6 protein-coding genes are annotated in these 12,399 nt (G+C 59.1%); 2 read left to right on the top strand and 4 right to left on the bottom strand.

Annotation, left to right across the window (positions count from 1 at the left end):
- Positions 1 to 63: 63 nt before the first annotated feature.
- The 4 genes from CCGE525_RS01105 to CCGE525_RS01090 form a co-directional block, all read right to left on the bottom strand.
- Complete coding sequence (locus tag CCGE525_RS01105) at positions 64 to 513, bottom strand: Ros/MucR family transcriptional regulator (protein WP_205587454.1); 450 nt, start codon at positions 511 to 513, stop codon at positions 64 to 66.
- Positions 514 to 659: 146 nt separating this feature from the next.
- Positions 660 to 1,259, bottom strand: coding sequence for a helix-turn-helix domain-containing protein (locus CCGE525_RS01100; protein WP_245472070.1), 600 nt, complete (start codon positions 1,257 to 1,259; stop codon positions 660 to 662).
- Between the two features lie 118 nt (positions 1,260 to 1,377).
- The gene (locus tag CCGE525_RS01095) at positions 1,378 to 2,166 is read right to left on the bottom strand and encodes an EAL domain-containing protein (RefSeq protein ID WP_120706188.1); all 789 of its coding nucleotides are present in this window, start codon (positions 2,164 to 2,166) and stop codon (positions 1,378 to 1,380) included.
- 353 nt (positions 2,167 to 2,519) lie between these two features.
- Positions 2,520 to 3,371, bottom strand: a complete 852-nt coding sequence (locus tag CCGE525_RS01090; protein ID WP_245472069.1) for a sugar phosphate isomerase/epimerase family protein — start codon at positions 3,369 to 3,371, stop codon at positions 2,520 to 2,522.
- 431 nt (positions 3,372 to 3,802) lie between these two features.
- Between CCGE525_RS01090 and CCGE525_RS01080 the strand changes: the two genes are divergently transcribed.
- Entirely contained in the window at positions 3,803 to 4,072 is a 270-nt protein-coding gene (locus CCGE525_RS01080; RefSeq protein WP_245472068.1) for a DUF2934 domain-containing protein, read from the top strand.
- A gap of 400 nt (positions 4,073 to 4,472) precedes the next feature.
- On the top strand, positions 4,473 to 12,059 hold the full coding sequence (locus CCGE525_RS01075; protein ID WP_120702665.1) for a hypothetical protein: 7,587 nt from the start codon (positions 4,473 to 4,475) through the stop codon (positions 12,057 to 12,059).
- The last annotated feature ends 340 nt before the right edge of the window (positions 12,060 to 12,399 follow it).

Here is a 12,399-nt window from a genome sequence, read left to right as displayed (position 1 = left end):
GCGCCGCTGTTCTTGTCGATTCCCGCCAGAATCCTGGCGCTTCCCACTTTTCCTGAAATTGCTCTAGCGAAGGCTTTCCTTCTTATTGCCGTTGGCGCCTAGGCCGGAGAGCTTGGCAAGCTCCGAACGGCGGTTCGCATAATTCTGCGCAACCATCGGATAGTTGGGAGCAAGACCCCATTTCTCCCGGTATTCCTCGGGCGTCATGCCATAGTGAACGCGCAGGTGCCGTTTGAGCGTCTTGAAGCGTTTACCGTCCTCAAGACAAATGATGTAATCATTCGTCACCGATTTTTTCTGATCTACGGCCGGAATCGGTTTGGCTCGCTCCACCGAAAGCGCAGAGCTATCCAAAGCCTGCAGCGCCTCGTGCACATCCGAGATCAGCTTCGGAAGGCTACCGATAAGAATGGGGTTGTGGCTGACATAAGCTGAAACAATCCTCACACAGCCATCGAACAGAATATGCGCTTGAGGCGTAGACTGGTCTCTTCTCTTGCTGAAAGCGTCCATGATCGTTTCCCGAATCTCATTTGGGTCGGCATGTGCCGCCTCGCGCGATTGCGTCATGTGCAAACCCATTCGTGAATCTTGCATTGGTTCAAACTCCACAGGTTTTGAGTGCGGCTTTCTCGGCATCCTTTGATGAAGACGGCTGCTCATTGCCGGTCCTCTTTCATTGGCCCGGCGTGATCCGTCGCATCCGCAAAGTCCTTTGCAGGTTCTGCAAAGTAGGTGGCCAGCTTGGTGCATAGGGTGATGAGGGGAATGCCGAGCATGAAGGCGGCATAGGTCGGATTGCCGTCGCAATGACGGAGGGTTTGGAGAATGAGCTTGCGCTCGACATCCTCCATGGTCTGTCCGACGAGAACACCGACGGCTGTGTCCACCGTGCGCGGTGTCAGTTCGTCGTTGCCTGAGGAGACGTGCGCGACAATTTCATCGATCAGCCGCTCTTCGCTCGCCGTCGCCAGCACAATGCCGGTGGCACGGTCGAGTTCACAAAAGACATAAAGGCCGTTTTCGGCGTCTATCGTCACCCGTCCGGAAATATCTCCCGACGCGTTGTAAATGACGATACGGGGCTCGTCCGCGCTCACGAGAGCGATCGGCATTCCTTCGTTGATGCCCGGGGCGCTGGAGAACAGGGCATGCAACTCCTCGAACAGCATTCTAAGCCGTGCTTGCGCCTGCAGGTCCGGCGTGGTTGAGACGGCGGAGAAATCATAATCGCGGGCGAACGAGGGGTGTTTGATCATGCCACCACCTCCGAGATCGAGACGGGAAGACGAGCAAACGGGCCGCACACCGCGCCGATCAGTTTCAAGCTGCAAGTTCGTTTTGCCGAGCAATGTCGCGGGACAGAAAGCGGAATATTCATCCAACCTCCTGCAGGCCAACTTTGCCCTCTTTCTGCGGAGCCTGCGGAAGCACCACCGGCTTGGACAGCAGGAAGCCCTGCCCATGCGTCGCACCGCTCGAGCGCGCCGCCTCCAGCTGCGTTTCGGTTTCGATCCCCTCGACGACAACCAGGGGCGCGATGCAGGAGGCAAAACCGACCATGTGATACAGGCTGTCGCGGCCGTCGCGGCCCGGTCTGATATCGCGGACGAAAGACGCATCGATCTTGACGATGTCGGCCGAGACCTGCAGCAACTGCGCGGGAGTCGCAAAGTCCGTGCCGAAATCGTCGATCGCGACGCGGCAACCAAGTGCACGAATCATTTTCAACCGCTCGATAGCAGAGCCGATAAGCGGATAGGTCTCGGTAATTTCAACGATGAGCCGCGTAGCAAGCTCGGGCTGGCGGGTGAGCCGACCAAAAATATCGGCGAATCGATTCGGCGCGGATAAATTAGCCACGGAAAGATTGCAGCCAAGTATAAGTGTCTCATCCGCTGCCAAGGCAGACAATACCATGTTCAAGATACGAAGATCGAGATCGAACCGGCCGTCCAGCCGCCCCAGATGCGGCACGAAACTGCCCGCGGTGTGAACGACACCTTCGGCGTCCGTCACACGTGCCAGGCCCTCGGCGTAAAGAACGTCTCTGGTGTTTTCGATACTATGGATCCGCTGCGCGGCAAAGCTCAGGCCGCCTTTGGCGATTGCCTTTGAAATCAGAGCGTTAAGCCCTCTTCCAGTTCGATTTGTTCTACCGGCCATCAAGCCTCCAATGGCTGCAAGATCGGCAGCGAACGGAAAAGCCGAAAGAAAATCCGGCGTCTGAAAATGACGCAAACAGACTGGGAGCATGGGATTTCTGGTGCCTGAAACCCGCTTTAATCATCTCCCAGCCCCCTAACTCTAAGTAATTAGAGTTCCCCTTCACCAAGCAGAATATGTCGTCTCAAGGCGACAAATCATCCAGAATCAATATATTCCTAATATATAAACTAGCATCTCTTAACATTCAATTGATGCGCGTTTTTCTAGTTACTAATTCAATTAACGTCAAAGCAAGCCACGACAATCTTCCTTCGCAAACCACATGGCCGCTATATTTGTTGAGGGACAGGTCAGGCGCGCGGGTTCTCACCAGGCAGCGGCCACCAGCCCGTCTGCCTTGCCTCTTGCAGCGCAAGATCGAGCGGCGGGAGTTCCGCATGCCACAGTCGCTCCCATTCGAGGCTCATGACGCCGGCATAGCGATCGGCAGCCAGAGCCGCGATCAGCGTGGACATCGGAAATTCGCCGGCGGCGGGGAGTGTGTATGTGTATGGCAGCTTGCCGCTCGGCTTCGAGACACTGTCCTTCACATGAAGGTGCCGAGCGTTGCGACGCACTTGCTTCCAGGTCTCGCCGGGATCTTGACCGCCTTTGCGCCATGTATGATGGGTGTCCCAGAGTAGAGCGCAGTCCGGCGCCGCTTCCAGAAAGCGGTCGAGCGCGTCCGGATGCACCAGAAAGTCGTGCGTCTCCACCATAATATCAGACACAAAATCTTCGCGACGCGCCGTCTCGCGCCACCATTCCAGCGTCGACAGCGCCTCGGAAAGTTCGCCGGCATCGCCGGTGCTGCCGCCGTCGAAGATACGCAGCGATTTTATCCCTGCCGCCTCCGCCCAGGGGAGATAGCGCAGAAACTCTTCTTTTGCTTGCTGCGTGGCACCGACAAGGCGCATCGACGTGTTGAGTGCGCAAACTCCCACAGGGGATTGCGCAAGGGCGCGGACAAGACCCGCCGGGGTGCCGAACCGTTCGGTGAAATAGGCCGGTAGATCGATCATACCGCCGAGCGCGCGAATTTCGATCGCATCAATGCCGTGGTGCGCTGCCAGCGCCAGGGCCTCGTCCAATTCCAGTTCCGCGCATCCCAACGTCGAAAATGCCAGGGTCATTTGTGTGGCTTTGAGAGCACCGGCCGTCACCTTCGCCTCCTCCGCTTTTCGAATATCAATAGATGGCGTTCGCCGACGCGATACCCCTCGAAGACTCAAACCAAGCGCGCATTAGTAACTAAACGGATAATTACGAAGCATCGGGTGAGCGTCAAGAGCTTGGCGAGCAACATTCTTTTTCGCCAGAGCAATGCCAGGACCGCAGGTAGTGCGTCTGGCGCGATCGAGGTCTCCATTACGCTTGTCATGCTTCCCGCAAGGGAGCTCTGCCACCATTTCAAATGCGCTGATCCACGCCGACTGTGATTCTTATCGAGGGCTGGGAACATTCCCTGCATATGATGGTTTTCAGTCGGGGATCGGGGCGCGAGACTTGCTAAGAAAGCGCCGGCGTCCACTGTGGCGCGACATTCACCCAGACTGAGATTTCCGAAAAGCCATCCGTTGATGAGAGGGAGACCATGATGCCTACCGAGCAAGGACATGAGTGGATTAAAAAGCGTGCATATTCTCTTTGGGAAGAAGCAGGCCACCCCCACGGCCGCGATCAGGACCATTGGAATCAGGCTGTTGCCGAACGGGAAGATCTCGAGCGAACACAGGCGTCTGTAGACGGCAATGAAGTCCTGGTTAAATACAAGAAAAAGGCCGGCTCCGGCAAAGCAGACGGCAACGAAGTCCTGGTTAGATACAAGAAAAAGACGGGCCTCGACAAGAAAGTCAAAGCGTAGTCACGCTCCAAATCAAACTGCACGATTTCGTTCGGTCGGCGCTTTCAACGTTACCATTTTAACGCGCTGATCGTCGATCGCCGAATGATCGAATGCGTCTCTCCAGTCGCGACGCGAGGAAACCTTGCGGCGCCCAGGAGCCAAATCATACAAAGACTTGTGTTTTCTGAAGCCGCCGCGCTGCGCAGCGGCGATTTCCTTCCTTGCGCAGAGCAGCCAAGGACCGCCCAACCCAACCAGATCGGGCGAGGCGGATCAACTACAGGTTCAGGCAAGCCCGTTTGCGTACTCAACGTTTGCAAGATGGTGGACTTGGGTGACCGACGCTCCTTCGGAGCTTGGCCAGGCAAGTCATCACTGGCTGTTGGGACGTTGGACTTAACGTTTAGGATTTGCGGACATGACCTCGATCGTTTCTTCCTTGAATGCGAACCAGATCAGATATCTTTCGACGGCGACGGTCGCAGCCTGGTCAACCGACGATGTGGCTTCACTTACCACAGCTCAAATCAAAGCGCTTTCTTCGGCTCAGATCGCAGCTTTGGATACAGAGGATGTCAAAGTCCTCGACACTCAGCAGCTAAGCGCCATTTCACAAGGCGCCATAGTTGGTTTGACGCTGGATCAGTTGAGCATTCTCGATAAGTACGCCATCGAAGGTCTGAGTTCGAGCCAGGTTTCCGCACTCACCACGACACAGCTTCATGCTCTAACGACAGATCAGGCGGAGGCCCTGACCTCATCTCAGGTCAGCGCCCTCAAGGTGACGCAACTTGCAGCCCTGAGCGCCGAGGACATAGCGACGTTCTCGACTGCTGACATCGCGGCGATCGCCAGCAAAACCGTACCGGGCCTGAGCACGGAGGCGATTGCGGCACTTTCCGATGATCAGATCGCCGCATTGACGACGGCCCAGCTTAGCGCCCTCAAATCAACGCAACTCCAGGCCTTGAGCACCGATCAGATCGAGACTCTGTCGACCGATCAGATTGCTGCCCTGAACACCGGCGCCATCGCGGGCCTGACGACCGATCAGATCGCGGCCATGAGCCCCGATCAAGTCGAGGCCCTGTCGCCGGCACAGGTGAGGTCGCTGAGTTCGACGCAACTCGCGGCCCTGGGGGCGGATGACATAGCGACGTTCTCGACCGCGGATATCGCAGCAATCACCAACAAGGCCATGCCGGGTCTGAGCACGGATATTATCGCAGCCCTGTCCACCAATCAGATCGCTGCCCTGAGCACCAGCGCGATTGCAAGCCTGACGACCAATCAGATCTCGGCCTTGAGCGCCGCTCAGGTCGAAGCCCTGTCGCCGACGCAGGTCAAGGTGTTGAGCTCGACACAGCTCGCGGCCCTGAGCGCGGCGGACATAGCGACATTCTCCACCGCCGATATAGCGGCAATAGCGAACAGAGCCGTGCCGGGCCTGGGCACGGATATTATCGCAACGCTTTCCACCGATCAGATCGCTGCCCTGAGCAGCAGTGCGATTGCAAGCCTGACGACCGATCAGATCGCAGCCATGAGCCCTGATCAGGTCGAGGCGCTGTCGCCGACACAGGTCAAGGTGTTGAGCTCGATGCAACTCGCGGCCTTGAGCGCGGAGGATATAGCGACATTTTCCACCGCCGACATCGCGGCAATCGCGAACAGGGCCATCCCGGGCCTGAGCGCAGACATCGTCGCAGAGCTCTCCGTCGATCAGATCGCTGCATTGACGACGGTTCAGATCAGTGTCCTCAAAACGGCGCAACTCGCCGCCTTGACCACCGATCAGGTCGAAGCTCTGTCCTCGACGCAGGTAAAGTCGCTGAGCTCGACGCAACTTGCTGCTCTGAGTGCCGAAGACATCGCGACCTTCTCCACCGCCGATATCTCGGCGATCGCGGGCAATGCCATTCCAGGCTTGAGCGCGGACGTTATCGCAGGGCTCTCCGTCGATCAGATCGCTGCACTGACGACGATTCAGATCGTTGCGCTCAAGACGACGCAGATCGCGGCCTTGAGCACCAATCAGGTCGAAGCCCTTTCACCGGCACAGGTGGCGGCGTTGAGCTCCGCACAACTCGCGGCCCTGAGCACGCAGGACCTGGCGACCTTCTCCGCTGCCGATATGGCGGCAATCACAGGCAAAGCCATGCCGGGCCTGAGCACGGAAATCATCGCAGGGCTCTCCGCCGATCAGATCACAGCCTTGACGACGGCCCAGCTCGGCGCCCTCAAGGCATCGCAACTCCAGGTCTTGAGCACCGATCAGATCGAGGCCCTGTCGACCGCTCAGATTGCTAGTTTGGGCACAAGCGCGATTGCGGGTCTGACGACCGATCAGATCGCGGTCCTGAGCACAGATCAGGTCAAGGCTCTGTCGTCCGCACAAGTAAAGCTGCTGAGTTCGACGCAACTTGCGGCCCTGAGTGCGGAGGACATAGCGACGTTCTCGTCAGCCGATATCGCAGCGATCACCAGCAAAGCCATGCCGGGCTTGAGTACAGATGCGATCGCGGCGCTTTCGACCGGTCAGATTACCGCATTGACGACGGTTCAGATCGCTGCCCTCAAAACATCACAACTCCAGGCCCTGAGCATCGATCAGGTCAGGGCTCTGTCGTCCGCACAAGTGAGGTCATTGAGTTCGACGCAGCTCACGGCCCTCAGTGCGGAGGACGTAGCGACGTTCTCGACTGCCGATGTCGCGGCAATCACGAACAAAGCCATACCGGGCTTGGGCACGGACGCGATCGCGGCGCTGACCACAGGTCAGATCGCTGCCCTGAGCACCAGTGTGATTGCGAGCCTGACGACCGATCAAATTGCGGCCTTGAGCACCGCTCAGGTAGAAGCTATGTCCTCGACACAGGTGAAGTCGCTGAGCTCGGCGCAACTTGCGGCCCTGAGCGCGGAAGATATAGCCACCTTCTCCATCGCCGATATCACGGCGATCTCGGGCAAAGCCATGCCGGGCCTGAGCACGGACATCATCGCAGGGCTCTCCGCCGATCAGATCGCAGCACTGACGACAGTCCAGATCGCCGCTCTCAAAACGACACAGATTGCGGCCTTGAGCACCACTCAGGTCGAAGCTCTTTCCTCAGCGCAGGTGAAGTCGCTGAGTTCGTCGCAACTTGCGGCCTTGAGCGCGGAAGATATAGCGACCTTCTCGGCCGCCGATATTGCGGCGATCGCCGGCAGCGCCGTGTCGGGCTTGAGCACGGATGCAATGGCGGCGCTTTCCACCACTCAGATTGCCGCATTGACAACCGCTCAGATCGCAGCCCTCAAGACAACGCAACTTGCGGCTTTGAGCACGGACCAGATCGAGGTCCTATCGTCGTCGCAAGTAATGTCTCTGAGTTCGACGCAGCTTGCGGCCCTGAGCCCGGAGGATATAGCGACCTTCTCGACTGCGGATATCGCGGCGATCGGCAGTAAGGCTATACCGGGCTTGAGCACGGACACCGTCGCAGCACTTTCCTCCGATCAGATCGCCGCGTTGACGACGGCCCAGCTCAATGCGCTTAAGGCAACGCAACTTCAGGCGTTGGACGCCGATCAGATCGAGGCTTTGTCGACCGCCCAGATTGCTGCCCTAAGCGCCAGCGCGATTGCCGGTCTCACGGCCGATCAAATCGAAGCCTTGAGCACCGCTCAGGTCGAAGCCCTGTCGTCGACGCAGGTGAAGGCGCTGAGTTCGACGCAACTTGCGGCCCTCAGCCCGGAGGACATAGCTACGTTCTCGACCGCAGATATCGCAGCGATCACGAACGGAGCCATGCCCGGCCTGAGCGACGAAGCGATCGCGGCGCTTACCACCGGGCAGATTGCTGCCCTGAGCACCAGCGCGATCGCCGGCCTGACGTCCGATCAGATCGAGGCCTTGAGCCCTGATCAGGTCGAGGCTCTGTCGTCGACGCAGGTCAAAGTGTTGAGTTCGGCACAACTTGCAGCCCTGAGCGCGGAGGACATAGCGACCTTCTCGACCGCAGATATCGCGGCGATCACGAATAAAGCCATGCCGGGTCTGAGCACGGATATTATAGCAGCCCTAAACAAAGATCAGATCGCCGCCCTGAGCACCAGTGCTGTTGCGAGCCTGACGACCGATCAGATCGAAGCCTTGAACGGCAATCAGGTCGGCCTCCTGTCCGCCGCGCAGGTCAAGGCATTGAGTTCGGCACAAGTCGCTGCCTTGGGCGACGATGTTGCAGCCTTGTCTACCGATCAAATTGCCATGTTAAGCGCATCAGGCGTTACGGGCCTGACCGCCGATCAGATTGCCGACTTGAGTACCGGTCAGGTCGATGCCTTGACCACTACCCAGATCGGCGCGCTCAGCTCTAGTCAGGTTGCGGCCCTTAGCACGGGTGACATAGCATCGCTTTCTACAGCCCAGATTGCAGCATTGAGCACCTCCGGCGTCGCGGGACTTTCGACCCGCCAGATCGCCGCTCTGAGCATCGGTCAGATTTCGGCTCTATCGAGCAAGCAGATATCAACGCTGAGCTCGACGCAGGTTGCTGCCCTGAGCACAGGCGACATAGCGGCTCTTTCAACAAGCCAAATTGCCTCTCTGAGCACCTCCGGCATCGCGGGATTAAGCTCACAGCAGCTGGCGACCCTCAGCACCAGTCAGGCTGAAGCCTTGACCAGTGCACAGGTCGGCAATCTCGAATCCACACAGATCAAGGTGCTGGGGCCGGACGACATAGCAACCTTCACGACGAAGGATATTGCTGCGATCAGTTCGAGTGCGATCCAGGGATTGTCGACGGATACCATAGCCTCCCTCACGACAGCCCAGATCGCGGCGCTGAGTACGCAAGCCATCGGTGCGCTGAGCACTGCGCAGATCGCCGCCTTGAGCACCGCTCAGGTGGAGGCTCTGACCAATACCCAGGTCGGCGCACTCAGCTCGAAACAGATTGCCGCCCTCAGCACGGACGACATCGCAACGTTCTCGACCAAGGACATTGCGGCGATCAGTTCGAACGCCATCTCCGGGTTGTCGACGGACACGATCGCCTCGCTGTCGGCGGCTCAGATCGCCGCCCTGAGTACGGCAGACATTAGCGCGCTGAGCACCAAGCAGATCGCCGCGTTGAGCACCGCTCAGGTAGAAGCCTTGACCAGTGCGCAGGTCGGCACCCTCAGTTCCATACAGCTTTCAGTGCTGGAGCCGGACGAGATAGCGACCTTCACGACCAAGGACATTGCTGCGATCAGCTCAAGTGCGATCCAGGGATTGTCGACGGACACGGTCGCCTCCCTGACGACAGCTCAGATTGCCGCGCTGAGTACGGCAGGCATTGGTGGACTGAGCACCAAGCAGATCGCTGCCCTCAGCGCCGAACAGGTGGATGCCCTGACCAACGCCCAGGTCGGCGCCCTCACATCGAAACAGATTGCCGCCATGAGCACGGGCGACATCGCTTCGCTTTCGGCAAACCAGATAGCCTCTCTCGGCACGGCGGGGATATCGGGCCTGACCACCGATCAGATCGCAGCCCTCAACATCGATCAGGTCGAGGCCCTGACCAGTGCCCAGGTCGGCGCACTCAGCTCGAAACAGATTGCCGCGCTCAGCGCGGACGATCTGGATACCTTCACTCCCGCCGAGATGGCCGCAATCAGTTCGAGCGCGGTCCAGGGGTTGTCGACGGGGACGATCGGCTCGCTGACGGCGACCCAGATCGCAGCCCTGGGCACGGCGGCCATATCGGGGCTGACAACCGATCAGATCGCAGCCCTCGGCACCGATCAATTAGATGCCCTGACCAATGTCCAGGTCGGCGCCCTCAGCTCGAAACAGATCGCGGCCATGAGCACGGGCGACATCGCCTCGCTTTCGCCAGACCAGATAGCTTCTCTAGGTGCGGCAGGCATATCGGGCCTGACCACCGATCAGATCGCCGTCCTCAGCAAGGATCAGGTCGAAGCCTTGACCAGCGGCCAGGTCGGCGCGCTCAGCTCGAAACAGATTGCAGCGCTCAGTGCAGACGATCTGGATACCTTCACTCCGGCCGAGATGGCTGCAATCAGTTCGAGCGCGGTCCAGGGATTGTCAACGACGACGATCGCTTCGCTGACGGCCGCCCAGATCGCAGCTCTTGGCACCGCGGGCATATCGGGGCTAACAACCGATCAGATCGCAGCCCTCAGCACCGGACAGGTGGATGCCCTGACCAATGCCCAGGTCGGCGCCCTTAGCTCGAAGCAGATTGCGGCTCTGAGCACGAATGACATCGCGTCGCTTTCGGCTGAGCAGGTGGCGGCACTTGGCACGGCGGGCATATCGGGCCTGAGCACCGATCAGATTGCAGCGCTCAGCATCGATCAGGTCGAAGCCCTAACCAGCGCTCAGGTCGGCGCGTTCAGCTCGAAACAGATTGCGGCGCTCGGCACCGACGATCTGGATACCTTCACTCCCGGTGAGATAGCTGCAATCAGCTCGAATGCGATCTCGGGCTTGTCGACGGCGACCATCCATTCACTGACCGCGGCCCAGATCGCAGCCCTCGGCACGGCGGGCATATCGGGGCTGACAACCGATCAGATCGCTGCGCTCAGCATCGACCAGGTGGACGCCCTGACCAATGCCCAAGTCGGTGCTCTCACATCGAAACAGATTGCGGCCATGAGCGCAGGCGAAATCGCGTCGCTTTCGCCGGGGCAGATAGCCTCCCTCGGCACGGCGGGCATATCGGGCCTGACCACCGATCAAATCGCTGCGCTCAGCATCGATCAGGTCGAAGCCCTGACCAGTACCCAGATCGGCGCCCTCAGCTCGAAGCAGATTGCGGCTCTCGGCACGGACGATCTGGATACCTTCACCCCCAGCGAGATAGCCGCAATCAGCTCGAATGCGATCTCTGGCTTGTCGACGGCGACAATCGCTTCGCTGACGGCGGCCCAGATCGCAGCCTTGGGCACAGCGGCCATATCGGGCCTGACGACCAATCAGATCGCCGCGCTCAGCACCGATCAAGTCGATGCTCTGACCGACGTCCAGATCGGGGCTCTCACCTCGAGAGAAGTCGCAGCCCTGAGCACGGACGACATCGCCTCGCTTTCGCCGGGGCAGATAGCCTCCCTGGACCCGAAAGCCATTGCGGGTATCAGCAGCGCGCAGGCCCATGCCCTGAGCATCGAACAGGTCGAAGCACTCTCCACCAGCCAGATAGCCTCATTAAGTTCGGATGCGCTCAAGGGCTTGACCCCGGATATGCTGGAAACGTTCTCGCCGGGGGAACTCGCAATGATCGGCTCAGGCGCGATAAAGGGATTGTCCACGGACTTTATTGCAACGCTTTCCCCCGATGAGATTGCAGCCTTGGGTACAGCTGGCGTCGCCGGCTTGAGCAGTGATCAGGTCAGAGCCCTCAGCCAGGAGCAGATTGAAGCGCTCTCCACCAGTCAGATAGCGGCATTGAGTTCGGCCGGGCTTGCCGGGTTGACCACCGAAGACCTGGGGACCTTCTCGACCGAGGAACTTGCCGCGATCAGCCCGACGGCGATAAGGGGACTATCCACGACCGCCGTCGCGTCCCTATCCGCTAGCGACATTGCCGCTTTGACGACAAGCCAGGTGGCCTCGCTCAGCTACGCCCAGGTGGCGGCAATGAGTGCCGCGCAAATCGGAGCGCTGTCAACATCGCAGGTCGGCGCCCTCAGCGTCATGCAGGCTGCCGCGCTGAGCGCAGACGACCTCGCCGCGTTTTCCGCCGAGCAGATCATCAGTCTCAATACGAGTGCAATCTCGGGATTGAGCACCAGTGCGCTCGCCGGCTTGAGCGCATCGCAGGCTCAAGCCTTCACTCCAGGCCAGATCGCCGCCATGACTTCAGCGCAGGCTGACGCTTTGACGAAGGACGAGGCGGCAGGCAGCTCTGCCGGCAGTAGCGCGTCCTCGAGTTCTGCCGATGCGTCGTCGAGCGCCTCGGGGTCGACCAATGTTGCCGCAGACATTTTGTCTTACCTGTCGGTCTGACTTTTGGTGATCGGATCGCAAGATCCGATAGGAGGTCCCTCGGAGACTGCACCGAAGCAAAGAATTTCGCGCTTTTCCCAGTCGCTGGGACCACGCCAAACGCGGAGCTCAGGCGGTTTTTTCCGTCTGGGCTTGTGCTGCCAGCGTTGGCATCCCCTAGGCATGCGACGCGCAGAAATCCGCCCTCATCGCCCGGAAAGATCCAGTAAGAGCGATGGCCGCATGGTTAAGAATCTCCTCTTCCTCAGACTAAAGTCCCGCTCATAACAGGACCTATGTCCAAAGATGAAAATCTTTGGTCCTAACGCCATAGATTATACATTGCACTGCACCAGACTCC

The sequence above is a fragment of the Rhizobium jaguaris genome, from assembly GCF_003627755.1.
Lineage (GTDB): Bacteria > Pseudomonadota > Alphaproteobacteria > Rhizobiales > Rhizobiaceae > Rhizobium > Rhizobium jaguaris.
This window is presented reverse-complemented; position numbering and strand designations above follow the sequence as displayed.

Excerpts from the sequence above, each read along its gene's own strand:
- CCGE525_RS01105 (WP_205587454.1), bottom strand. The coding sequence starts at position 513 with ATGGACGCTTTCAGCAAGAGAAGAGACCAGTCTACGCCTCAAGCGCAT.
- CCGE525_RS01100 (WP_245472070.1), bottom strand. The coding sequence starts at position 1,259 with ATGATCAAACACCCCTCGTTCGCCCGCGATTATGATTTCTCCGCCGTC.
- CCGE525_RS01095 (WP_120706188.1), bottom strand. The coding sequence starts at position 2,166 with ATGGCCGGTAGAACAAATCGAACTGGAAGAGGGCTTAACGCTCTGATT.
- CCGE525_RS01080 (WP_245472068.1), top strand. The coding sequence starts at position 3,803 with ATGATGCCTACCGAGCAAGGACATGAGTGGATTAAAAAGCGTGCATAT.
- CCGE525_RS01075 (WP_120702665.1), top strand. The coding sequence starts at position 4,473 with ATGACCTCGATCGTTTCTTCCTTGAATGCGAACCAGATCAGATATCTT.